The sequence below is a fragment of the Aeromonas sp. EU05-FHT14A05 genome, from assembly GCF_058791175.1.
Genome location: NZ_JBYTDH010000004.1, coordinates 62878 through 85363 on the forward strand (window position 1 = coordinate 62878; position 22486 = coordinate 85363).

Genomic DNA, 22486 nt, shown 5'->3' on the forward strand with positions numbered 1-22486 from the left:
GAGCCTACCTTGCTGCACGCTGAAGCCACCTGGCGCCGGCTCGGTACCCTCTGGATCTGGCTCTGCCTGCTGCTGGCGGCGGTGCTGGCCTGGCAGCTGCCCCACAGTCGCATCAACACCAGTCTGATGGACCTGCTGCCCCACGCATCCCGCAGCGATCTGGATCCGGCCCTGCAGCAGGGCCTGTTGCAGCAGCTCGACCGCCAGCTGGTCTGGATGCTGAGCCTGCCTGCCGGTCAGGATGGGCGGGCCGCCGCCGCATTCTGGGCGGAGCAGCTCGGCAAACAACCCGCCTTGTCCCACATCAAGGGGGAGCAGCCCGAGCTGGCCCCCGCTTGGCAGGCCTATCTGCATGGGCTGGCCTGGCAGCGGCTGGACCCGGTGAGCCGTGCGCGGCTGGCCGGGGGGGCGGAAGGGTGGAGCCAATGGGTGCTCGGCCAGATCTATTCGCCCTTTGGCGGTGTCTCCCGCGCCGAGTGGCAAAGCGATCCCCTGCTCTTGACCCGGGCCGGGGTGCTGGCGGAGGCCGGTGGCGCCATGCAGCTCAAAGAGGGCTGGCTGGTGAGCCGGGACAAGGAGGGGCGCGACTGGTATATGGTGCGGGCCGAGCTGGATCGCTCCGCCTTCGACATCCAGCGCAACCAGGCGCTGCTGAGCGCCCTGGCCGGAGCCGAGCAAGGCCTTGTCGAGGCCTATCCCGGTGCCGAACTGCTGCGCCGGGGCACCCTCTTCTACAGCCAGCATGCCAGCAACCTGGCTCAGCAGGACATCTCCACCATAGGGCTGGGTTCCATGGTCGGGGTTATCCTGCTGATCTGGGGCGTGTTCCGCTCCACCCGGGCGCTGCTGCTCTCCCTGCTGCCCATCGGCGTGGGGCTGATGTGGGGGCTCGGCACCGTGCTCATCCTGTTTGGCGAGATCCATGTCTTCACCCTGGTGATCAGCAGCAGCCTCATCGGCATCGCCATCGACTACGCCATCCATTTTTTGTGCGAACGGCGGCTGCACGGCGGCGACGAGACGCCGCACCAGACCCGGCTGAAGTTGCTGCCCAGCCTGTCGCTGGCGGTGCTGACCACGCTGATCGGCTATGGCCTGCTCTGGTTCGCCCCCTTCCCCGGGTTGCAGCAGTTGGCGGTGTGCGCCCTGGCGGGGTTGTTCAGCGCCTTCATCACTGTGCTCTGCCTGTTCCCACTCTGGGCCGGCCCCCTGCCGACCAGTCCGCTTTGGGGTCAGCGCTGGCTGCAGGGCTGGCTGCTGGCCTGGCAACAGCGCCCGTTGGTGCGCGTCGGGCTGCCGCTCTGCTGTCTGCTGCTGGCGGCCCTCGGCATCAGCCGGTTGCAGGTGGATGACGACATCCGCCGGCTGCAACCCTTACCGGTGGCGCTGCAGGGGCAGGAGCAGCGGATCCAGGCCCTCACCGGCCAGCAGGGGGGCATGCAGGGCCTGCTGGTGACGGGAGCAGACGGCGAGCAGACGCTGCAGCGGCTGGAGCGGCTCGATGGCCGGCTGGCCGCGCTGAAGGCGCGCGGTGCGCTGCAGGACTTTGTCTCCCTTGCCCGCTGGCTGCCCTCGCTGGCGCGCCAGCAGCAGGATGCCGCCGCCATCCGGGCCCTGCTACCCGAAGTGGTGAGCCGGCTCAAGGCGGTCGGTCTGCCGCTGCAGGTGCCCGTTCGCGAGCCCAGCTGGCTGACCCCGGCCGCCTGGCTGGCCAGCCCGGTCAGCGAGGGGAGCCGCCTGTTGTGGCACGCCCTGGCGGATGGCCGCGTCGCCATCTGGGTGCCGTTGGTGGGGGTGGCAGACGAAGGGGCACTGACGGCGCTGGCGGCGGCCGAGCAGGGCGTCTATTGGCAGGATCAGCGCAGCGAGTGGAGCCAGCTGTTCGCCCACTACCGGATCAAGCTGGCGGAGCTGCTGTCGCTGGCCATCGCGCTGGTGGCCCTGCTGCTGTGGCGGCGGATGGGCGCGGCGCGTGCCGCCCGGGTGCTGCTGGTCAACTTGATTGCGCTGGGCATGGGGCTGGCGCTGCTCGCCGCTTGCGGCCAGCCGCTCACCCTGTTCGGGGTGCTGGCGCTCAGCCTCATCTTCGGGATCGGCATCGACTACGGCCTCTTCTTTGCCCACAGTGGCAGCGAGGCGGCGCGCCAGAGTTCCACCCTGCTCGCCATCCTGCTGGCCAACCTCACCACCCAGCTGGCCTTCGGTCTGCTGGCGCTGAGTCACACCCCCGCCATCGCAGGCTTTGGCCTGGTGCTGAGCGGCGGTATCTTTACCGCCTTCCTGCTTTCGCCCCTGGTGCTGGACCGGGTACGACCGCAGTTGTCGGGGCCGCATGGCCGGGAGCCAACCTCATCATGAAAGCCTTGTTCGTATTCGTTGTCCTGCTGCTGACCGGTTGCAGCAGCCAGCCGACCCCCACCGCCTATCTCGACAAGGGCAACGTCATGACGCTGCCGGCCCCCGTGCTGGCCACCCCCTTCTATCGCCAGCAGCTGCTGACCGCCAGCGTGGGGGAGAGCAGCCACCAGTTGATGACGGTGCTGGAGGCGGACGGCCGCCAGCTGACCCTTGTCGGTCTCACACCGAGCGGGGTGCGGCTGTTCCGGGTGCGCTATGACCAGCAGGGCATCGCGACCGAACAGCTCAGCCCGCTGCTCACCACCGGCATGCCGCCGGTGACCCAGGTGCTGGCGGACGTGATGCTCTGTTACTGGCCGCTGGCCAGCTGGCAGCCGCAGCTGCCGCCGGGCTGGACGCTGCGGGACGAGGGGCTGACGCGCCGGCTGCGCGCCCCCGACGGCACTTTGGTCACCGAGATCCGCTACCGCGACGTCGACGGCGTGCGCGAGCCGGTCGGCCTGCAGCAACACGTATTCCACTACCGCCTGCAACTGGAGACCCTGAGCCAATGAGCTGTTATATCGCCGCTTATGGGCTCGTCTCGGCACTGGGGACGGGGCGCGATGCCAGCGCCGAGGCGCTGCTGGCCTGGCAGGCAGAGGGGATTACGCCGCTCACCCGCCACCACCAGACGTTGCTGAATGGTCGCCTGACCCCGGTGGGGCGGGTCGAAGGCGCGCTGCCCGAGATACCGGCGGCGTTGGCCCCCTATGCCTCGCGCAACAATCGCCTGCTGCTGGCGGCCCTGGCCCAGATCCACCCCGCACTGGACCAGGCGCTGGCGGCGTTTGGCCCTGCGCGGGTGGGGTTGGTGCTCGGCACCAGCACCGCCGGGATCGGCGAGGCCGAGCTGGCAGTGGCGGCTGCCCGGCGCGGGGAGGCCGTGCCCCCCGACTTTGACTATCGCCAGCAGGAGCTGGGTTCCCCGTCCGAATTTCTGGCCCGTTATCTCGACATCTCTGGGCCTGCCTACACTCTCTCCACCGCCTGCTCCTCCAGCGCGCGCGCCTTCATCAGCGGCCAGCGGCTGCTGGCGGCCGGGCTGGCGGATGCGGTGCTGGTCGGTGGTGCCGACAGCCTGTGTGGACTGACCCTCAATGGTTTTGACAGCCTGGAGTCCCTCAGCAGTGAGCGTTGCCAGCCGTTTGATGAGGCGCGCCAGGGGATCAACATCGGCGAGGGCGCCGCGCTGTTTCTGCTGAGTAGAGAGCCTGCGCCGCTGGCGTTGCTGGGAGCGGGGGAGTCGTCCGATGCCTGGCACATCTCGGCGCCCCATCCAGACGGTATCGGCGCCGAGGCAGCCATGCAGATGGCGCTGGCCCAGGCTGGCCTGACGCCTGAGCAGGTGGGGTACGTCAACCTGCACGGCACCGCCACCCGGCTCAACGACACCATGGAGAGCCAGGCGGTCCACCGCCTGTTTGGCGACAGCGTGCCCTGCAGCTCCACCAAGGTGCTCACCGGGCATACCCTGGGGGCGGCGGGGGCCATCGAAGCTGCGCTCGCCTGTCTGCTGCTGGAGCGCTCCTTGCCACTGCCCCCCCAGCGAGTGACGACACCGGATCCGGCGCTGGCCCCCATCCGGCTGGTGAGCGGTACCACGCATCTGGCAGCGCCCCGGGTACTCTCCAACTCCTTTGCCTTCGGTGGCAACAATGTCAGCCTGCTGTTCGGGAGCACATGCCATGAATGACCCATCGTCACTGCCCGCCATCGAGACCTTGATGCCCCATCGGGCCCCCATGCTGCTGCTGGACCGGCTCTGCGCGGTGGACGCCCAGCAGGTGCGCTGCGAGACCCGCATCGGTGCCCGCCATGCCCTGCTGCTGGATGGCGAGGGCAACCTGCCGGCCTGGGTCGGCATCGAGTTGATGGCCCAGACCATCGCCGCCTGGGCCGGCATGCAGGGGCGGCTGCGCGGCGAGCCGGTGCGCATCGGCATGCTGCTCGGCACCCGCAAGTACCGCTGCCAGCCCACCCGCTTCGCGGCGGGGGCCCTGCTCACCATAGAGGCCAGCTGCCTGTTGCAAGACGGCGGCATGGCCAGTTTCGAATGCCGGATCCTGCAAGCTGGGCAGGAGTGCGCCACCGCGCGCCTCTCGACCTATCAGCCCGCACCCGGCGAATTATCCGATTTGTTAGCGAAGGACGTTTCATGATCTCTACCGTATTGGTCACGGGCGCCAGCAAGGGGATAGGCCGCGCCATCGCCCTCAAGCTGGCCGCCGACGGTTTTCTCGTCGTGGTGCACTACCATGGCGACCGCGCCGGTGGCGAGGCTACCCTGGCGAGCCTGCAGGCGGCCGGGGGGCAGGGGCGCCTGCTCCAGTTCGACATCGCCGATCGCCAGGGCTGCCGCGAGCGGCTGGAAGCCGACATGGCCGAGCACGGCGCCTATTACGGTGTGGTCTGCAACGCCGGCATCATCCGCGACGGCGCCTTCCCCGCCCTCACCGACGAGGAGTGGGACGGGGTGCTGCACACCAATCTGGACGGCTTCTACAACCTGCTCAAGCCCTGCATCATGCCGATGATCGGCCTGCGTCGTGGCGGACGCATAGTGACCATCTCCTCGGTATCAGGCCTGATGGGCAACCGTGGGCAGGTCAACTACAGCGCCGCCAAGGCGGGCATCATGGGGGCCACCAAGGCGCTGGCGCTGGAGCTTGCCAAGCGCAAGATCACGGTCAACTGTGTGGCACCTGGTCTCATCGACACCGGCATGGTGGACGAGGAGGTGAAGGCGGAGGCGATGAAGATCATCCCGCTCAAGCGGATGGGGCAGGCGGACGAGGTGGCCGGCCTGGTCTCCTACCTGATGTCCGACATCGCAGGGTATGTCACGCGGCAGGTCATCTCCATCAACGGGGGCATGGTATGAAACGGGTAGTCGTCACCGGCATGGCCGGGGTAACGGCCTTTGGGCAGGACTGGCCGAGCGTGCGTGCCAGATTGCAGGCGGGGCGCAATGCGGTGGTCAGCATGCCGGAGTGGGCCATCTACGACGGTCTCAACACCCGGCTGGCGGCCCCCATCCCCGACTTCGCGCTGCCGGCACACTACCCGCGCAAGAAGACCCGCGCCATGGGGCGGGTCTCGGCGCTTGCCACCGTCGCCACCGAGCTGGCACTGGCGCAGGCGGGGCTGCTGGACAACCCGGTGCTCACCGACGGGCGTACCGGCATCGCCTACGGCTCCTCCATCGGCAGCACGGATCCCATCCGCGCCTTCGGGACCATGCTCAACGACAAGAGCACCGCCAGTATCACGGCCACCACCTATGTGCAGATGATGCCCCACACGGCGGCGGTCAATACCGGGCTGTTCTTCGGCCTGCGCGGACGGGTCATCCCCACCTCCAGCGCCTGTACCTCCGGCAGCCAGGGCATCGGCTATGCCTATGAGGCGATCAAGCATGGCTACCAGACCCTGATGGTGGCCGGCGGGGCGGAGGAGCTCTGCCCGTCGGAGGCCGTGGTGTTCGATACCCTGTTTGCCACCAGCCAGATGAACGACCACCCGGAGCTGGCGCCACGACCGTTCGACCGGCAGCGGGACGGTCTGGTGATAGGCGAGGGGGCGGGCACCCTGGTGCTGGAGGAGCTGGAGCATGCGCAGGCGCGCGGTGCGACCATCCTCGCCGAGCTGGTGGGCTTTGCCACCAACTGCGACGCTGCTCACGTGACCCAGCCCCAGCAGGAGACCATCAAGCTCTGCATGGAGATGGCGCTGGCCCAGGCGGGGCTCCAGCCCGCCGACATCGGTTACATCAGTGCCCATGGCACCGCCACCGAGCGCGGCGACATCGCGGAGAGCCACGCCACCGCCGCCATCTTCGGCGACCATACCCCCATCTCGTCTCTCAAGAGCTACTTCGGTCACACCCTGGGGGCCTGCGGCGCCATCGAGGCCTGGCTGGCCCTTGAGATGATGCGGGAGGGCTGGTTTGCCCCCACCATCAACCTGACCGAACCGGATCCCGCCTGTGCCCCGCTGGATCACGTGATGGGCAGTGGCCGCATGCTGGACGTGGAGTACCTGATGTCCAACAACTTCGCGTTCGGCGGCATCAACACCTCCCTCATTTTCAAGCGCTGGCCCTGACGGGGTCGCCCCCGTTCAGCCAGGGTGCAGCTTGGGTTCAGTGCCAGTACAGCCTGGGTTTAGCTTTGATTAATTAAGATGCCTCCCTTTTCAGGGAGGCATCATGCCCGTTTTATCTGTTTCACCCTCTTCTCGCCGCAGTTTGGTCGCATGTCTGCTATCCACGCTGCTCTGGATCCCGGCCTCGCCGGCCATGGCCGACGATGAATTTCGGCTGGGTAACACCCTACTGCTGGGGGTAGGCGACCACCCAGCCATTATCCCTATCATCATTTGCCGACCGGCCAGGTCCATCATGGTCAAGGCGGGGCGGGAGCTGACCCTGGACAGGGTCAAGGTGATCTACGGCAATGACCGCAGCAAGACGCTGCACTTTGACAAGGGCCTGAAAGAGGATCAGGAGTCGGGCTGGAAGTCCCTCGGTAGCCGGGTCTGCATCAAGCGGATCGAGGTCTATGGCAATTCGGAAGGGAGCAAGGCGGGGGTCAAGGTGTACGGCCGCAAATAGGGCGGAAATGACGGTGGCCGGGGAGACCCGGCCACCGTGTTCATGTCCTGGGGAATGCCTTATTTCTTGGGTCTGAACGGCTTGATGACGGCTTCGTCGCACTCGAGATAGGGGCCGTCCATCAGGTCGATGCAGTAGGGAATGGCGGGGAAGACCGCATCCAGGCACTCGCGGATGGACTTGGGCTTGCCCGGCAGGTTGACGATGAGGGAGCTGCCGCGCAGGCCGGCGGTCTGGCGTGACAAAATGGCGGTGGGCACGAACTTGAGGGATTCGGCCCGCATCAGCTCGCCAAAGCCCGGCATCATGCGATCGCACACGGCTTCGGTGGCTTCCGGCGTCACATCCCGCCTGGCCGGCCCTGTGCCGCCCGTGGTGACGATGAGGCAGCATGACTCCTCATCCGCCAATCGAACCAGGGTCGCCTCGATCTGATCCTGCTCGTCCGGGATCACCTGATAGACGGGCTCCCACTCCGAGGTCAGATAGGCGTTCAGGGTGTCGATGATGGCCTTGCCGGAGAGATCTTCATAGATGCCCGCGCTGGCGCGATCGCTGACGGTGACGATACCGATTCTTGCCTTGCTCATGCTCAACCCTTGGTCATTGGAAAAAGTGATAAATAAAATAACATAATCAGTGAGATATGTTAAACCAACGGCTCGGGTACGAGATGGAAAGGCTTAACTTGAGAGTCGAACGAAAAGCAGATCTATTCGCTATCGATGAATAGGGAATAAGAAGATCCATAAAAGCCTTTAAAATTTATAAAAAAAGTGACGCATGCGACATCACGATAATTTCATGAATCCTAAAGAATAAATCTTTCCTCTCGCCCAATATTTGCCTGCTGGGTGAAAAAGCGGACTCCTGTGGCTCGAAGTCGACTGACCCAAAATCCCCACCATCTTATATAACCTTCCTATGGACGGCGAAATGATGTGCCGGGCGTGGTCGTACCGAGATGTGCGGGGAGTCTGGCCAGGAGGGGATATGGAGCTGCCAGATTTTGATACGCTCAAACACTGGGCCCTGGCCGAGCCGGAGCGGCTCGATGCCTTGCTGCACCAGCAGATAGAGGCGCTGATCGCCCAGGTGGGGCCGGATCAGCAGCGGCGGCTGCGGGGCCTGCAGTTTCGCATCGATTGCCAGCGCCGACTGGCCAAGAACAACCTCGACAGCTGCATCCGGATTGCCAACATGATGCACGACTCCGTCTATGCCATGCGCCGTCACATGCTTCACCTGCAGGAGGAGTCACTGGCGCAAGTCGAAGAGAGTCAGCCGCCAGACAATGTGATAGTGCTGGCGGATCATCCGAGGATGAAATAATTTATTGGCCGCCATCCTGTACCGTTATTTTCAATATTTCCTTCGGCGCAAACCACCCAATGTTAATAAACAGGGTGGTTTGTTTTTTATTTGCTGCAAACCCCAGTCGCGCACTCATTTAATTCCATGACGGCCCGCTAAATCCACAGATATGGATGAAGGAATATAACGCTTGGGGTAATATCTCGGCACAATTCATCTTGCTACGACTCTAAGGGATTATGAGAAGTATCACACCAAGAAGGGTGCTGTCGCGGGAGCAACAGACAGAGATCACCCGGATCATCGTCAAGGTGGGCCAGTTGCTGGCCCAGCATGGTGCCGAGGGACGCATCATAGAGCAGACCACGGTCCGGCTCGGGTTGGCGCTGGGGCTGGAGAGCGTCGAGATGGCCATCTCCGCCAGCGCCATAGTGCTCACCAGTCTCTATCAGGGGAGTTGCGTCACCACCACCCGCCGGGTGCGGGATCAGGGGATCAACATGCAGGTGGTGTGCGAAGTCCAGCGCATCTGCATCCTGGCGGAGAAGGAGCTGATCGGTGTGCGGGAGGTGCGCCAGCGGCTCGACGGCATAGTGCCGTTCCATTATCACCCCTGGCTGGTGGTACCCATGGTGGGGCTCTCCTGTGGCGCCTTCAGCGTGCTGTTCGGCGGCGACTGGCCCATCTTCCTGGTGACCTTCGTCGCCTCTGCGGTGGCGATGCGAGTGCGCCAGCTGATGGCTCGCCATCACCACAGCCCGCTCATCAACTTCGCCGCGACCGGCTTCGTCGCCACCCTGATCGCCTCCTGCGCCACCTACTTCCAGTGGGGAGACCAGCCCTATCTCGCCATGGCGGCCAGCGTCTTGCTGCTGGTGCCGGGTTTCCCGCTCATCAATGCGGTCTCCGACATGGTGAAGGGCTACTTCAACTTGGGGCTGGCCCGCTGGGGCATGGCGACCCTGCTCACCATCAGCGCCGTCATCGGCATAGTGCTGGCCATGTCGGTCACCGGGATCTGGGGCTGGAAGCTGTGGTGGAACTCCATATGAGATGCAATGACACTACCCGCTCCCGGAGCGGGACAATCGGGCTTCGCCTCTGTGCCGCGAGCTTGAACCCTGGGCCGGTGCCTTGCCCGGTCGCCTTGGCGGGAGGGACGCAGCCATGATGGAACTGCTCTTGCTGCTGGCCAGGGATGCGTTCTGGTCTGCCATGCCGGCGGTCGGCTTCGCCATGTTGTTCAACGTGCCGCCGAGGATGCTGAAGTATTGCGCCATGGGGGGCGCCCTGGCCCACAGCCTGCGCACCCTGCTCATTCACTATGGCATGCCCATCGAGTGGGCCACCCTGGCGGCGTCCACCACGGTGGGCTTTGTCTGCGTCTACTGGTCGAAGCGCCTGCTGGCACCGCGTCCCGTGTTCAGCGTCGCCTCCATCATTCCCATGATCCCGGGTGCCTATGCGTTCAAGACCATGATCGCCGTGGTGGAGCTCAACATCTCGGGGGTGACCACAGAGCTTATCCACCACGCTGTGACCAACGGCCTCAAGGTGCTCTTTATCGTGGGGGCCCTCAGTTTCGGTTTGGCGATCCCCTCCCTGGTCGTGTACCGTAACCGGCCCATTGTCTGAGACAGGCTGCAAGAGGCTGAACCCATGCACATTTCCATGATTGCCGCCATGGCGCACGATCGCGTGATTGGCCTGGAAAACCAGATGCCCTGGCATCTGCCCGCCGATCTGGCCCACTTCAAGCGGGTGACCCTCGGCAAGCCGGTGCTGATGGGGCGCAAGACCTTCGAGTCCATAGGTCGCCCGCTGCCCGGGCGGCGCAATCTGGTGATCAGCCGCAACCCCGACTATCGCGCAGAAGGGGTGGAGGTGGTCGATTCGGTGGAGGCAGCGCTCGCCTTGCTGGCAAGCGGCGAGAAAGTGGATGAGCTGATGGTGATAGGGGGAGGGCATCTCTATGGTCAGCTGCTGCCCAAGGCGGATTGCCTCTATCTGACCCGGATCGATCTGGCGGTGGCAGGGGACACCCGCTTCCCCGCCTTCGACGAGAGCGACTGGGTGCGCACCGAGAGCGATCCCCATCAGCCCGACGAGAAGAACCCTTATCCTTACTGCTTCGAAACCTGGCGGCGACGCTAGTCCCCTCCGTCGGCAAGGCCCCTCCACAGCGAGGGGCTTTTTTTGCGACCTTGCCGCCGTGCCCCGCATCGGTCCTGCTCCGCTCACCCCTCTCCTGAATCCTCCCCTGCACAGGGATTAAATATGGTTAGCTCTGTAATCATTTCATGAGTGCCGATGGAGGGAGCCTCTGTCCGGGAGCCGCCCTCATTCATCCCTCTCACTCGCTTGATTTTACTCATGAAATGGATGGAGCATGGACTCTTTATGCAGTTTATTCATATTTTTCCGATCTTTTTCGGTCATCTGTTGAATTTTTGTTGCTTTAAATAAGTGATAAAAATCATATGCTTATGACTTAGCTCGTCATGGCGGACTCTTACGGTTCTTTTGTTTTGGCTCAAAATTACTTAGTGTTAAAAGTAATTGGTGCGCGTTCGGCAGCAGGAACAGCAAGATGCCGGCCATAAAAAAAGGACAGTATGACAGTCAAACTCGAAGTGAAATCGCTCTATAAAATCTTCGGAGAACATCCGGAAAAAGCGTTCAAATTGCTGGCGAAAGGGCACGACCGCGCCAGCATACTGCAAAAGACCGGGCAGACCCTGGGGGTCCAGGATGTCAATCTGGCCATCCACGAAGGGGAGATCTTCGTGGTGATGGGCCTCTCCGGCTCGGGCAAATCCACCCTGGTGCGTCTCTTCAACCGGCTGATAGAGCCGACCCGCGGCCAGGTGCTGATCGACGGCGAGGACATAGCCGCCATCTCGGAGCGCGAACTGCGCCAGGTGCGGCGCAAGAAGATCAGCATGGTGTTCCAGTCCTTCGCCCTGATGCCGCACCTGAGCGTGCTGGAAAATACCGCCTTCGGGCTGGAGCTGGCCGGGGTGCCCCTGGCGGAGCGCCAGCAGAGCGCCCGTCAGGCGCTCCACCAGGTGGGGCTGGGGCCGTGGACCGACGCCTTCCCCGACGCCCTCTCCGGCGGCATGAAACAGCGGGTCGGGCTGGCCCGGGCGCTCGCCAACGACCCCGATATCCTGCTGATGGACGAGGCCTTCTCGGCGCTGGATCCCCTGATCCGCACCGAGATGCAGGACGAGCTGCTCAAGCTGCAGGCCAGCCAGCAGCGCACCATCGTCTTCATCTCCCACGATCTGGACGAGGCGATGCGCATCGGCGATCGCATCGCCATCATGCAGGATGGCCAGCTGGTGCAGGTGGGCACCCCGGACGAGATCCTGAACCAGCCCGCCAACGACTATGTGCGCGCCTTCTTTCGCGGGGTGGATCTCGCCAACGTCTTCAGCGCCCGGGATGTGGCCAGCCGCAAGCAGACCCCCCTCATCAAGAAGCACACCACGGACGGGCCGGGCAACGCCCTGCGCCAGCTCAAGGAGCTGGAGCGGGAGTACGGCTACGTGGTGGATCGCAGCCGCCGCTTCCTCGGGGTCGTCTCGGTCGAGTCGCTCGGCCGGGCGGTCCGTGACAAGGGGAGCCTGGAGCAGGCGCTGCTGGCGGACATCCAGCCCATACTGGCGGACACCTCCCTCAACGAACTCATCAGCCAGGTGGCTGCCGCACCCTGTCAGGTGCCCGTGGTCGAGGAGGATGGCACCTATCTGGGTCTCATCTCCAAGGCCAATCTGCTCAACACCCTGGACAGGAGTACCCCGGTATGAATCTCAACCCCTTTAACCGTCTGCTGACCGGCTTGCTGGCGCTGTTGCTATTGACCAGCGCTCCCGCCTGGGCCGACGAGGCACAGGCCGATCCCTGGGGGGCTGCGGCCACCACCACGCCAGCCGAGGATCCCTGGGGCAGTACGGCCACAGAGGCGGCAGACTGGCAGAGCCAGATCGCAGCGGTCGACAACAGTGCCGCCGTCGACTGGCTGGATCCCTTCCAGCAGGCCCTGGTGCCGCTGGATAGCTGGGTCGAGGGGGGCATCGGCTGGCTGGTGGAGAACCTGCGGCCTGTGTTCCAGCTGATCCGCGCGCCGGTGGAGCTGGCCCTGGGGGCCATGACCCAGCTGCTGCAGACGGTGCCCTCCACCCTGATGATGGGGCTGCTGACCCTGATCGCCTGGCAATTGGTAGGTGGGCGCATGGCGCTCGGCACCCTTGTTTCTCTGGTGATGATTGGCCTTATCGGGGCCTGGTCCGATGCCATGGTGACCCTCTCCCTGGTGCTGACCTCGCTCTTCTTCTGCGTGCTGATAGGCTTGCCGGTGGGCATATTGCTGGCCCGCAGCGAGCGCCTCTCCACCTGGACCCGGCCGCTGCTGGATGCCATGCAGACCACCCCGGCGTTTGTCTATCTCATCCCCATCGTCATGCTGTTTGGCATCGGTAACGTGCCCGGGGTGGTGGTGACCGTCATCTTCGCCCTGCCGCCCATGATCCGGCTCACCATGCTGGGTATTCGTCAGGTGCCCGCCGATCTGGTGGAGGCGGCCCACTCGTTCGGTGCCAGCCCCTCCCAGCTGCTGTTCAAGGTTCAACTGCCGCTCGCCATGCCCACCATCATGGCCGGGGTGAACCAGACCCTGATGCTGGCGCTCTCCATGGTGGTGATCGCCTCCATGATCGCGGTCGGCGGTCTGGGGCAGATGGTGCTGCGCGGCATAGGCCGCCTCGACATGGGGCTCGCCTCCATCGGCGGCCTCGGCATAGTGCTGCTGGCCATCGTCCTCGACCGACTGACCCAGGCGATGGGGCAGCCGGATCGCAGCCGGGTCGGCCGCTGGTATCAGCGCGGTCCCATCGCCCTGCTGCTGCGTCTGTGTGGCCGCGGCAAATCCCTCGATTACCAAGGAGTTAAAGCATGAAACAGATCACCAAAGGATTGACCCTGAGCACCCTGCTGCTGAGTTCCCTCGCCATGGCCAGCGCCGAGTTGCCGGGGGAGGGGGTCAAGGTGCAGCCCCTGCAGAGCTCCTTGCCGGAGGAGGCGTTCCAGAGCCTGCTGGTCAGCAAGCTGATGGGGCGCCTCGGTTATGAGGTGCAGCCCGCCCAGGAGGTGGACTACAACGTGGCCTACGCCTCGGTGGCGCAGGGGGACGGTACCTTCCTCGCCTTCAACTGGATACCGCTGCAGGACAACAAGTACGAGCAGGCAGGGGGTGACAAGGTGTTCTTCCGTCAGGGCACCTATGTGGCCGGTGCCGCCCAGGGGTACCTCATCGACAAGAAGACCGCGGCCCAATACGGCATCACCAACCTGGGCCAGCTCAAGGATCCCAAGCTGGCGGCCCTGTTTGACGGCGATGGCGACGGCAAGGCCGATCTGGTGGGCTGCAACCCGGGCTGGGGCTGCGAGGGGGCCATCAACCATCACCTGGACGAGTTCGGCCTGACTCCCACGGTGACCCACAAGCAGGGCAACTATGCGGCCTTGATCGCCGATACCCTGGCCCGTTACCAGGCCGGCAAGCCGGTGCTCTACTACACCTGGACCCCCTACTGGCTCAGCAGCGAGCTGGTGCCGGGCAAGGATGTGGTGTGGCTGGAGGTGCTCGCCGATGCCCCTGATGGGGACAAGACCCGGCTGCCGAACGGCAAGAACTACGGCTTTGCGGTGAACACCATGCACATAGTCGCCAACAAGCAGTTTGCCGAGGCCAACCCGGCGGCCGCTAAGCTCTTCTCCATCGTCAAGCTGCCCCTCAACGACATCAACATCCAGAACGGCCTGATGAACAAGGGCCAGAACAAGCCGGCGGATGTGGAGCGCCACGCGGACGCCTGGCTCAAGGGACACGCGGCCCTGGTCAATGACTGGCTGACCCAGGCGCGCGCCGCCGCAGCGCAAGACAAATCTGCGGGCTAAACCCCGCCTCGGCCCAGTCCATGGATGTCAGCAAGCAAAACGCCCGGCCATTGCCGGGCGTTTTTTTATGGGCGGGGCGCAGCAACAGGCTGAGCTCCAGGCTCAGATGCCGGAGCCGTCGTGCTCGCCGCTCTCTTCGTGCAGGCCGCATTCGCGCTTGAGGCCGAAGAAGCGGGTCTGCTCCTCGCTCATGCCCGGCTCCCACTTGGCGGTGGTGTGGACGTCGCCCACCGAGAGATAGCCCTGCTCCCACAGGGGGTGGTAGGGCAGGTCGTGCTCCTTGAAGTAGTAGAAGACGTCCTTGTTGCTCCAGTCGATCACCGGCAGGAACTTGAAGCGGCCGCGCTGTATGGCCAGCACCGGCAGCTTGCCGCGGCTGCCCGCCTGCTCACGGCGCAGGCCGGAGAACCAGGTGCGGGCGCCGAGCTCGCTCAGGGCGCGGTCCATGGGCTCCACCTTGTTAAGCTGGTTGTAGCGGGTGATCCCCTCCACCCCCTGCTCCCACAAGAGGCCGAAACGGGCCTCCTGCCAGGCCGGGCTGATCTCGGCCCGGTAGATCTTGAGGTTGAGGGCGAGGCGTTCGGTCAGCTCGTCGATGAAGCGGTAGGTCTCGGGGAAGAGATAACCGGTATCGGTCAGCACCACGGGCACATCGGCCCGCTCGCGGCTCACCAGGTGCAGCATCAGCGCCGCCTGGATGCCGAAGCTCGACGACAGCACGTGCTCCCCCGGCAGGTTTGCCAGGGCCCAGCGCACCCGCTCGGGGGCGCTCATGGCGTCCAGCTCCCGGTTGAGGGGGGCCAGCACCTCGGTCTGCTCCTCGCGGCCCAGGGCTAGCAGGGCGTCGAGGTCGAGCCGGCCGTCGGCGGTGCGCACCAGCCGCTCGGTATCAGTCTGTTCAGGCTGCATAGAAGTCCCTCGCAGAGTCGATGACCGGGGCTATGATCCCGGCGCGGATGACGAAGTCGCCGAAGCACTCGTTCCCGTCGCGCTCGCTGGCCCAGCGGCCGATCAGGGCATCCAGCTCCGCCAGGATCTGCGGCTCCGTGATGTTCTCCAGGTGCAGGCGCGGGATGCGGGTCCCCTCCAGATTGCCCCCCAGGTGCAGGTTGTAGCGGCCCGGGGCCTTGCCCACCAGACCCACCTCCGCCAGCATGGCGCGGCCGCAGCCGTTGGGGCAGCCGGTGACCCGGAAGATGATGGCGTCGTTCGCCAGACCGTGCTTGGCCAGCAGCCCTTCGATGTCGGTGACGAAGGCCGGCAGCATGCGCTCGGCTTCCGCCATCGCCAGGGGGCAGGTGGGCAGGGCGACGCAGGCCATGGACTGCTTGCGCTGCTCGCTGACGCCGTCGTCCAGCAGGCCGTACTGGCGCGCCAGGGCTTCGATGCGCGCCTTCTCGCCGGCGGGCACCCCCGCGATGATGAGGTTCTGGTTGGCGGTGAGACGGAAATCCCCCTGGTGGATCTTGGCGATCTCCAGCATACCGGTCTTGAGGGGCTTGCCCGGGAAGTCCAGCAGGCGGCCGTTCTCGATGAAGAGGGTCAGGTGGTGCTTGCCGTCTATCCCCTCCACCCAGCCGAAACGATCGCCACGGCTGGTGAACTCATAGGGGCGAACCTCGCCAAACTGGATGCCGGCCCGGCTCTCCACCTCGGCCTTGAAGGCCTCGACCCCCACTCGCTCGAGGGTGTACTTGGTCTTGGCGTTCTTGCGGTTGACCCTGTTGCCCCAGTCGCGCTGGGTGCTGACCACGGCGGCCGCCACCTCCAGCACGTGGGAGAGCGGAATGAAGCCGAAATCGCTCGCCTTGCGCGGATAGGTGCTGGTGTCTCCGTGGGTCATGGCCAGACCCCCGCCCACCAGCACGTTGAAGCCCACCAGCTTGCCGTGATCACTAATGGCCACGAAGTTGAGATCGTTGGCGTGGATATCCACGTCGTTGTGAGGCGGGATCACCACAGTGGTCTTGAATTTGCGCGGCAGGTAGTTGGAACCCAGGATCGGCTCCTCGTCACCTCCCAGCTTCTCGCCGTCCAGCCAGATCTCCACGTAGGCGCGGGTCTTGGGGAGCAGGTGCTCGGAGATCTTCTTGGCCCACTCGTAGGCCTCCTGGTGCAGCTCGGACTCCACCGGGTTGCTGGTGCAGAGCACGTTGCGGTTCACATCCCCCGCGGTGGCTATGCTGTCGATGCCGGTGCTGTTGAGGGTCTGGTGCATCAGCTTGATGTCGCGCTTCAATACCCCGTGGAACTGGAAGGTCTGGCGGGTGGTCAGGCGGATGCTGCCGTACAGGCTGTGCTCTTCGGCGAACTTGTCGATCACCTGCCATTGGGCCGGGGTGATGATGCCGCCGGGCAGACGGGCACGCAGCATGACGTTGTGCAGGGGCTCCAGCTTCTGGGCGGTGCGCTCCGGGCGGATGTCTCTGTCATCCTGCTGATACATGCCGTGGAAGCGGATCAGCTGGAAGTTGTCGCCGTTGAAGCCGCCGGTGAGGGGATCCTGCAGATCCTCGGCTATGGTGCCGCGCAGGAAGTTGCTCTCGCGCTTGAGGCGCTCGTTGTCAGCCAGCGGCCCTTCGACCGGTCCCGCTTTTTGGTGAGAGAGAGGTTGTTTGCTCATCAATAGACATCCCTTTGATAACGTTTGGCACGACGCAATTCGCTCAGATACTCTTCTGCTTCCTCACGGCTCTTGTGGCCGTGTTCGGCAATCACATCCAGCAGGGCTTCCTGCACATCCTTCGCCATGTGGTTGGCGTCGCCACACACATAGAAGTGAGCGCCTGCTTCCAGCCACTGGTAGAGCTCAAGCCCGGCCTCGCGCAGGCGGTCCTGCACATAAATCTTGTTGGCCTGATCCCGGCTGAAGGCCAGGGAGATCTTCGACAGCAGACCCGATTTCACATAACGCTGCCACTCCACCTGATAGAGGAAGTCCTGGGTGAAGTGGGGGTTGCCGAAGAAGAGCCAGTTCTTGCCTTCGGCCCCTTGTGCTTCCCGCTCCTGCATAAAGGCGCGGAACGGGGCTATGCCGGTACCCGGGCCCACCATGATGACGGGGGTGTCGGGGTTGGCGGGCAGTCGGAAGTTGTCGTTGTGCTCCACGAACACTCTGACCTCGGCGTCTTCAGGCAGACGGTCCGCCAGGTAGGAGGAGGCGCCGCCAGATCGCACTGTGCCATCTTCCTGGGGGTAGCGCACCACGCCCACGGTCAGGTGCACCTCTTCCTCGACCTCGCTCTGGGCGGAGGCGATGGAGTAGAGGCGGGGAGTGAGGGGGCGCAGCAGGCCGGTCAGCTGCTCGGCACTGAGGGCGGTCGGGAAGCGTTTGAGCACATCCACCACCTGGGCGCTGGCCACCAGGGCGTTGACCTGGGCCTTGTCGCCGGCCAGATCTTTCAGCGCCGCATTGCCCGAGATCTCGGCAAGACCAGTGATAAAGCCGCCGTGCAGCCGGGTCAGCTCGACGTGGCGGGTCAGGGCCGCGCGCAACGGGCCCTGGGCGGTGGCCTCGTCACCGGTGAGACCGGTCAGGGCCAGCACTTCCCCCACGAGATCGGCGTCGTTGTCGAACCAGATGCCCAGGGCATCCCCCGGCTGATAAGTGATGCCGGATTCTTCCAGGCTGATCTCGATATGGCGGATGTCCTTGGTGGAGTCGCGGCCGGTGATCTTCTGATTGACCGAGAGCCGTGCTGGGAAGGGGTTCTCCTTGTGATACTGGCTATGGCCGACGGCTTGCTGCACCGAGCCCGCCACGCTGGCAGTCGCGGCGCCGGCAGAGAGGGTGGCGGCGACGGCATTGACCGCCTGTTCGCCCCAGGTCTTGGCGGCTTCCTGATAATCCACGTCCAGGCTTGCGAGTTCATGAATGCGCTCGGCTCCGGCTTTTGACAGGAAGTCGTCGAAGTCCTTGCCGGTCTGGCAGAAGAATTCGTAGGAGCTGTCACCCAGCCCCAGTACGGCGAACTTGAGGCCCTCGAGTTTGCCGATCTTGCCCTTCTTGAGCTGCTCGAACAGATCCACCGCGCTCTCAGGCGGCTCACCCTCCCCGTAAGTGCTCACTACCACCAGCAGGTGTGTCTCTTTCTTGAGCTGCTTGGGTTTGTAGTCCGCCATGGAGGTCAGGGTCACCGGCAGGCCGTGGGCCTTCGCCTGAGCCTGGATGGCGCTGGCGACCCCCTTGGCGTTGCCGGTCTGGGAGCCGTAGAGAATGGTCAGGCTGCCACCGGGGGCGGTCACGGCGGCGCTGGTGGCGACGCTCTGGACGCCTGATTGGGAAATACCGTAGAGATAACCGCTCACCCAGGCGAGTTGCTGGGTGTTGAGGGTCGACAAGACCTGATTCAGCTGGCGCTGCTGCTCGTCAGAGAGCGGGCTTATGTTGGGTATTGGGGCTGTCAATTGCATCACACACGTCTTCCATGGTCTGATTTTTGGTCAGGTTAAGGGGTGCAATGAATAACAACAAAGAATAAAAATATCTTCTTTATGCGATTTATGAATTTATAAAGCCGAAATCCGCCTCGGCAGCTCCCCGGCTGTGGTATAAAAATCGCAATATTGAGTCCCCTTCCGCCTCTCAGGATCTGCCGATGTCCAGACTGTTTCATGTCAATGCCTTCAGCCAGCACCCCTTCGGGGGCAATCCCGCCATCGTCGTATTGGGGCCGGAGCGCAGCGATGCCGAGCTGCAGGCCATGGCGGCGGAGTTCAACCTGTCGGAGACCGCCTTCCTCAGCCCCCTGGGGGAGGCGCACTATCGGCTGCGCTGGTTTACCCCGACGGTCGAGGTGGATCTCTGCGGTCACGGCACCCTGGCGGCGGCCCATGTGCTGTGGCAGACCGGGGCCGTGGCCCGCTCCCAGACGCTGTGCTTCGAGACCCGCAGCGGCCTGCTGGAGGCCAGCGCCGAGGGGGAGTGGATCCGGCTCGACTTTCCGCGCATCCCCCTTGCTCCGCTGACATTGGATCCTGCTTATGCCGAGGCCCTCGGCTGCACGCCGTTGCAGACCCTGGCCGCCGGCGCCAAGTTCCTGCTGGTGCTCGGTAGCGAGCAGGAGGTGCAGGCCCTCAAGCCGGACTTCCACGCCCTGCGGGCCCTGCCCGGTCGCGGCCTGATGGTGACGGCGCCGTCGAGGGATCCGGACCATGACTTCGTCTCCCGCTACTTTGCCCCCTGGGTCGGGGTGGAGGAGGATCCGGTCACCGGCTCCAACCACTGCGCCCTGGTGCCCTTCTGGGCCGAGCGCCTCGGCAGGACGCAACTGAGGGCGCGCCAGATCTCCGCCCGGGGCGGGGAGCTTGTGCTCGAGTTGCAGGGGGACAGGGTGTGGATGTCGGGTCAGGCGCTGACCCTGTGGCAGGGGGAGTGGCTGCTGCCGCCCGGCCCATAAGTCGCCAGCCGGGCGTATCCTGCTCGCAGCTTTAGTCTTCGCCATAAAAAAACGCCCCGCAGTTGCGGGGCGTTTTATTGCTAGCGCGCTCGGGCTGGCCGAGCGGCAGGCTTATTTCTGTTGCGGACGCAGGGCCGGGAACAGGATGACGTCGCGGATGGTGTGGCTGTTGGTGAACAGCATCACCAGACGGTCGATACCTATGCCCTGACCGGCAGTCGGCGGCAGGCCGTGTTCCAGCGCGGTGACGAAGTCGGCGTCATAGAACATGGCTTCGTCGTCGCCCGCTTCTTTCTGGTTCACCTGATCCTGGAAGCGCTTGGCCTGATCTTCCGCATCGTTCAGCTCGGAGAAGCCGTTGGCCAGCTCGCGACCGCCGATGAAGAACTCGAAGCGATCGGTGACGTCCGGGTTCTTGTCGTTGCGGCGGGCCAGCGGGGAGACGGCAGCCGGGTACTCGGTGATGAAGGTCGGTTGCAGCAGCATGTGCTCAACGGTCTCTTCGAAGATGGCGGTGATCACGTGGCCCAGCTCCCAGCCCTTCATCAGCTCGATGTGCAGGCGCTTGGCGACGGCCTTGGCGCTCTCCAGGGTGGCCAGGTCGGCCAGGGTCACATCCGGGTTGTACTTCAGGATGGACTCGACCATGGTGAGGCGCTGGAACGGCTGACCGAAGTCGATGGTCAGGCCCTCTTCGCCCTCTTTGGCGTAACGGATCTTGGTGTCACCCAGGATGTCCTGGGCCAGGGTGCGCAGCAGCTCCTCGGTGAGATCCATCAGATCGATGTAATCGGCGTACGCCATGTAGAACTCGATCATGGTGAACTCGGGGTTGTGACGCACCGAGATCCCTTCGTTACGGAAGTTGCGGTTGATCTCGTAGACACGCTCGAAACCACCGACCACCAGACGCTTCAGATAGAGCTCGGGGGCGATACGCAGGTACATGTCGATGTCCAGCGCATTGTGGTGGGTAACGAACGGACGCGCGGAGGCACCACCCGGGATGACCTGCATCATGGGGGTTTCCACTTCCATGAAGCGCTTCTCGTTGAAGAACTTGCGGATACCGGCCACCACCTGGGTGCGGATCATGAAGGTCTTGCGGGACTCTTCGTTGGCGATCAGATCCAGGTAGCGCTGGCGGCAGCGGGCTTCCTGGTCGGTCAGGCCCTTGTGCTTCTCGGGCAGCGGACGCAGTGCCTTGGTCAGCAGGCGGATTTCGCCCACATGGACGGAGAGCTCGCCGGTGTTGGTGCGGAACAGGGTTCCTTCCACGCCGACTATGTCCCCCAGATCCCACTTCTTGAACTGCTCGTTGTAGAAGCCTTCCGGCAGGTCGTCACGGGTCACGTAGATCTGGATCTTGCCAGCCATGTCCTGCAGGGTAGCGAAGGAAGCCTTGCCCATGATCCGGCGGGTCATGATACGACCGGCAATCTTCACCCGTTTATTCAAGGCCACCAGCTCGTCGGCGCTCTTGTCGCCAAACTCGGCGTGCAGATCGCCGGACAGGCTGTCACGACGGAAGTCGTTGGGGAAAGGGTTGCCCTGGGCGCGCAAGGCGGCCAGCTTGGAGCGACGCTCAGTCATCTCGTTGTTCAGTTCGAGAGTCTGGTCGACTTCCGGAGTAGTGGTTTGTTCAGACATGGTGATTCCTGCTGCTCTGTTTACAGGCCTGATTTCAGGCTGGCTTCGATAAACTTGTCCAAGTCGCCGTCGAGTACCGATTGGGTATTGCGGGTCTCGACGCCGGTGCGCAGATCCTTGATACGGGAGTCATCCAGTACGTAGGAGCGGATCTGGCTGCCCCAGCCGATGTCGGACTTGGTCTCTTCGAGGGCTTGCTTCTCAGCGTTCTGCTTCTGAATTTCCAGCTCGTAGAGCTTGGCCTTCAGCTGCTTCATACACTGATCTTTGTTCTTGTGCTGGGAACGGTCGTTCTGGCACTGCACCACCACCCCGGTGGGGACGTGGGTGATACGCACCGCGGACTCGGTCCGGTTGACGTGCTGACCACCGGCACCGGAGGCGCGGTAGACGTCGATGCGCAGATCCGCCGGGTTGATCTCGATCTCGATGTCGTCATCGATCTCGGGATAGACGAAGACGGAGCAGAACGAGGTGTGGCGACGACCACCGGAATCGAACGGCGACTTGCGAACCAGACGGTGTACGCCGGTTTCGGTGCGCAGCCAGCCGAAGGCATACTCGCCGGTGAACTTGATGGTGGCGGACTTGATGCCGGCCACGTCGCCCTCCGAGCATTCGATGAGCTCGGGCTTGTAGCCGTGGGCATCGCCCCAGCGCAGGTACATGCGCAGCACCATGTTGGCCCAGTCCTGGGCCTCGGTGCCGCCTGAACCGGACTGGATGTCGATGTAGCAGTCGGAGCCGTCGTGCTGACCGGAGAACATGCGACGGAACTCGAGATCCACCAGCTTGGCTTCCAGCTGATCGGCTTCGACGATGGCCTCGTTGAAGGTCTCCTCGTCTTCGCCCTCGACCGCCAGGCTGACCAGCATCTCGACGTCATCGACGCCCTGGGTCAGGGTATCTATGGTGGTGACCACGTTGTCCAGGGACACGCGCTCCTTGCCCAGCGCCTGTGCGCGCTCCGGCTCGTTCCAGACATCCGGCTGTTCCAGCTCGGCATTGACCTCTTCTAGACGCTCTTTCTTGGCGTCATAGTCAAAGGTACCCCCTAAGCAGCTCGGTCCTCTCAGACAGCTCCTTAAGCTTGTTTAATACAGGATTGACTTCAAACATCGTGAAAACTCTCGGGGTCGATGTGATTTAA

The 22486-nt window shown here is 64.1% G+C and carries 21 protein-coding genes; 15 read left to right on the top strand and 6 right to left on the bottom strand.

The window, feature by feature from the left end; all coding sequences use genetic code 11:
• Window positions 1–9 precede the first annotated feature (9 nt).
• From AC3WR3_RS07465 to AC3WR3_RS07495, 7 genes are all read left to right on the top strand, one after another.
• Window positions 10–2358, top strand: a complete 2349-nt coding sequence (locus tag AC3WR3_RS07465) for an MMPL family transporter (RefSeq protein ID WP_492291555.1) — start codon at window positions 10–12, stop codon at window positions 2356–2358.
• Window positions 2355–2912, top strand: coding sequence for a DUF3261 domain-containing protein (locus tag AC3WR3_RS07470; RefSeq protein WP_492291556.1), 558 nt, complete (start codon window positions 2355–2357; stop codon window positions 2910–2912). Before AC3WR3_RS07465 ends, AC3WR3_RS07470 begins: the two co-directional genes overlap by 4 nt.
• A complete protein-coding gene (locus tag AC3WR3_RS07475) occupies window positions 2909–4093 on the top strand; it encodes a beta-ketoacyl-[acyl-carrier-protein] synthase family protein (protein ID WP_404837889.1) in 1185 nt (394 codons plus the stop codon). Before AC3WR3_RS07470 ends, AC3WR3_RS07475 begins: the two co-directional genes overlap by 4 nt.
• A complete protein-coding gene (locus AC3WR3_RS07480; RefSeq protein ID WP_492291557.1) occupies window positions 4086–4559 on the top strand; it encodes a hotdog family protein in 474 nt (157 codons plus the stop codon). The genes AC3WR3_RS07475 and AC3WR3_RS07480 overlap by 8 nt, the downstream gene beginning before the upstream one ends.
• Window positions 4556–5281, top strand: a complete 726-nt coding sequence (locus tag AC3WR3_RS07485; protein ID WP_429108848.1) for a 3-ketoacyl-ACP reductase FabG2 — start codon at window positions 4556–4558, stop codon at window positions 5279–5281. Before AC3WR3_RS07480 ends, AC3WR3_RS07485 begins: the two co-directional genes overlap by 4 nt.
• The gene (locus tag AC3WR3_RS07490; protein ID WP_429108850.1) at window positions 5278–6504 is read left to right on the top strand and encodes a beta-ketoacyl-ACP synthase; all 1227 of its coding nucleotides are present in this window, start codon (window positions 5278–5280) and stop codon (window positions 6502–6504) included. The genes AC3WR3_RS07485 and AC3WR3_RS07490 overlap by 4 nt, the downstream gene beginning before the upstream one ends.
• Before the next feature lie 103 nt (window positions 6505–6607).
• Entirely contained in the window at window positions 6608–7012 is a 405-nt protein-coding gene (locus AC3WR3_RS07495; protein WP_492291558.1) for a DUF2541 family protein, read from the top strand.
• 59 nt (window positions 7013–7071) lie between these two features.
• Here the strand turns inward: AC3WR3_RS07495 and mog are convergent, their stop codons facing one another.
• A complete protein-coding gene (gene mog / locus AC3WR3_RS07500) occupies window positions 7072–7602 on the bottom strand; it encodes a molybdopterin adenylyltransferase (protein WP_202046569.1) in 531 nt (176 codons plus the stop codon).
• A gap of 403 nt (window positions 7603–8005) precedes the next feature.
• Here mog and AC3WR3_RS07505 point away from each other — a divergent pair, with 403 nt between their 5' ends.
• The 7 genes from AC3WR3_RS07505 to proX all read left to right on the top strand — a co-directional run bounded on the left by AC3WR3_RS07505 (window position 8006) and on the right by proX (window position 14287).
• On the top strand, window positions 8006–8344 hold the full coding sequence (locus AC3WR3_RS07505; RefSeq protein WP_492291559.1) for a DUF3135 domain-containing protein: 339 nt from the start codon (window positions 8006–8008) through the stop codon (window positions 8342–8344).
• Window positions 8345–8565: 221 nt separating this feature from the next.
• Window positions 8566–9378, top strand: a complete 813-nt coding sequence (locus tag AC3WR3_RS07510; RefSeq protein ID WP_492291560.1) for a threonine/serine exporter family protein — start codon at window positions 8566–8568, stop codon at window positions 9376–9378.
• 115 nt (window positions 9379–9493) lie between these two features.
• On the top strand, window positions 9494–9961 hold the full coding sequence (locus AC3WR3_RS07515; RefSeq protein ID WP_139437249.1) for a threonine/serine exporter family protein: 468 nt from the start codon (window positions 9494–9496) through the stop codon (window positions 9959–9961).
• 24 nt (window positions 9962–9985) lie between these two features.
• Window positions 9986–10480, top strand: a complete 495-nt coding sequence (folA, locus tag AC3WR3_RS07520; RefSeq protein WP_492291561.1) for a type 3 dihydrofolate reductase — start codon at window positions 9986–9988, stop codon at window positions 10478–10480.
• A 461-nt stretch (window positions 10481–10941) separates the two neighbouring features.
• A complete protein-coding gene (gene proV / locus AC3WR3_RS07525) occupies window positions 10942–12138 on the top strand; it encodes a glycine betaine/L-proline ABC transporter ATP-binding protein ProV (RefSeq protein WP_492291562.1) in 1197 nt (398 codons plus the stop codon).
• Entirely contained in the window at window positions 12135–13286 is a 1152-nt protein-coding gene (gene proW / locus AC3WR3_RS07530; protein ID WP_492291563.1) for a glycine betaine/L-proline ABC transporter permease ProW, read from the top strand. Before proV ends, proW begins: the two co-directional genes overlap by 4 nt.
• Window positions 13283–14287 carry a glycine betaine/L-proline ABC transporter substrate-binding protein ProX gene (proX, locus tag AC3WR3_RS07535; RefSeq protein ID WP_492291564.1) on the top strand — a complete coding sequence of 335 codons (1005 nt, stop codon included), beginning with the start codon at window positions 13283–13285 and terminating at the stop codon, window positions 14285–14287. Before proW ends, proX begins: the two co-directional genes overlap by 4 nt.
• 102 nt (window positions 14288–14389) lie before the next feature.
• On the opposite strand, the gene AC3WR3_RS07540 is transcribed toward proX, so the two are convergent.
• The 3 genes from AC3WR3_RS07540 to AC3WR3_RS07550 are packed head-to-tail and all read right to left on the bottom strand — an operon-like array spanning window position 14390 to window position 18700.
• Window positions 14390–15196, bottom strand: a complete 807-nt coding sequence (locus tag AC3WR3_RS07540) for a phosphoadenylyl-sulfate reductase (RefSeq protein WP_492291565.1) — start codon at window positions 15194–15196, stop codon at window positions 14390–14392.
• Window positions 15186–16910 carry an assimilatory sulfite reductase (NADPH) hemoprotein subunit gene (gene cysI, locus AC3WR3_RS07545; RefSeq protein WP_492291566.1) on the bottom strand — a complete coding sequence of 575 codons (1725 nt, stop codon included), beginning with the start codon at window positions 16908–16910 and terminating at the stop codon, window positions 15186–15188. Before cysI ends, AC3WR3_RS07540 begins: the two co-directional genes overlap by 11 nt.
• The gene (locus AC3WR3_RS07550; protein WP_342059117.1) at window positions 16910–18700 is read right to left on the bottom strand and encodes an assimilatory sulfite reductase (NADPH) flavoprotein subunit; all 1791 of its coding nucleotides are present in this window, start codon (window positions 18698–18700) and stop codon (window positions 16910–16912) included. Before AC3WR3_RS07550 ends, cysI begins: the two co-directional genes overlap by 1 nt.
• 185 nt (window positions 18701–18885) lie before the next feature.
• On the opposite strand from AC3WR3_RS07550, the gene AC3WR3_RS07555 reads away from it, so the two are divergent.
• Entirely contained in the window at window positions 18886–19686 is an 801-nt protein-coding gene (locus tag AC3WR3_RS07555) for a PhzF family phenazine biosynthesis protein (RefSeq protein WP_446699526.1), read from the top strand.
• 111 nt (window positions 19687–19797) lie between these two features.
• Here AC3WR3_RS07555 and lysS read toward each other — a convergent pair whose 3' ends face one another.
• Window positions 19798–21336: a lysine--tRNA ligase gene (gene lysS, locus AC3WR3_RS07560; protein ID WP_202046562.1), complete on the bottom strand. Its 1539-nt coding sequence runs from the start codon at window positions 21334–21336 to the stop codon at window positions 19798–19800.
• Between the two features lie 20 nt (window positions 21337–21356).
• A protein-coding gene (gene prfB / locus AC3WR3_RS07565) for a peptide chain release factor 2 (RefSeq protein WP_139437270.1) occupies window positions 21357–22455 on the bottom strand; the annotation gives its coding sequence in 2 pieces (ribosomal slippage) (window positions 21357–22379 and window positions 22381–22455; 1098 coding nt in all).
• Between the last annotated feature and the right edge of the window lie 31 nt (window positions 22456–22486).

Coding starts and splice junctions, on each gene's coding strand:
- AC3WR3_RS07470 (WP_492291556.1), top strand. CDS start 2,355: ATGAAAGCCTTGTTCGTATTCGTTGTCCTGCTGCTGACCGGTTGCAGC.
- AC3WR3_RS07475 (WP_404837889.1), top strand. CDS start 2,909: ATGAGCTGTTATATCGCCGCTTATGGGCTCGTCTCGGCACTGGGGACG.
- AC3WR3_RS07480 (WP_492291557.1), top strand. CDS start 4,086: ATGAATGACCCATCGTCACTGCCCGCCATCGAGACCTTGATGCCCCAT.
- AC3WR3_RS07485 (WP_429108848.1), top strand. CDS start 4,556: ATGATCTCTACCGTATTGGTCACGGGCGCCAGCAAGGGGATAGGCCGC.
- AC3WR3_RS07490 (WP_429108850.1), top strand. CDS start 5,278: ATGAAACGGGTAGTCGTCACCGGCATGGCCGGGGTAACGGCCTTTGGG.
- AC3WR3_RS07495 (WP_492291558.1), top strand. CDS start 6,608: ATGCCCGTTTTATCTGTTTCACCCTCTTCTCGCCGCAGTTTGGTCGCA.
- mog (WP_202046569.1), bottom strand. CDS start 7,602: ATGAGCAAGGCAAGAATCGGTATCGTCACCGTCAGCGATCGCGCCAGC.
- AC3WR3_RS07505 (WP_492291559.1), top strand. CDS start 8,006: ATGGAGCTGCCAGATTTTGATACGCTCAAACACTGGGCCCTGGCCGAG.
- AC3WR3_RS07510 (WP_492291560.1), top strand. CDS start 8,566: ATGAGAAGTATCACACCAAGAAGGGTGCTGTCGCGGGAGCAACAGACA.
- AC3WR3_RS07515 (WP_139437249.1), top strand. CDS start 9,494: ATGATGGAACTGCTCTTGCTGCTGGCCAGGGATGCGTTCTGGTCTGCC.
- folA (WP_492291561.1), top strand. CDS start 9,986: ATGCACATTTCCATGATTGCCGCCATGGCGCACGATCGCGTGATTGGC.
- proV (WP_492291562.1), top strand. CDS start 10,942: ATGACAGTCAAACTCGAAGTGAAATCGCTCTATAAAATCTTCGGAGAA.
- proW (WP_492291563.1), top strand. CDS start 12,135: ATGAATCTCAACCCCTTTAACCGTCTGCTGACCGGCTTGCTGGCGCTG.
- proX (WP_492291564.1), top strand. CDS start 13,283: ATGAAACAGATCACCAAAGGATTGACCCTGAGCACCCTGCTGCTGAGT.
- AC3WR3_RS07540 (WP_492291565.1), bottom strand. CDS start 15,196: ATGCAGCCTGAACAGACTGATACCGAGCGGCTGGTGCGCACCGCCGAC.
- cysI (WP_492291566.1), bottom strand. CDS start 16,910: ATGAGCAAACAACCTCTCTCTCACCAAAAAGCGGGACCGGTCGAAGGG.
- AC3WR3_RS07550 (WP_342059117.1), bottom strand. CDS start 18,700: ATGCAATTGACAGCCCCAATACCCAACATAAGCCCGCTCTCTGACGAG.
- AC3WR3_RS07555 (WP_446699526.1), top strand. CDS start 18,886: ATGTCCAGACTGTTTCATGTCAATGCCTTCAGCCAGCACCCCTTCGGG.
- lysS (WP_202046562.1), bottom strand. CDS start 21,336: ATGTCTGAACAAACCACTACTCCGGAAGTCGACCAGACTCTCGAACTG.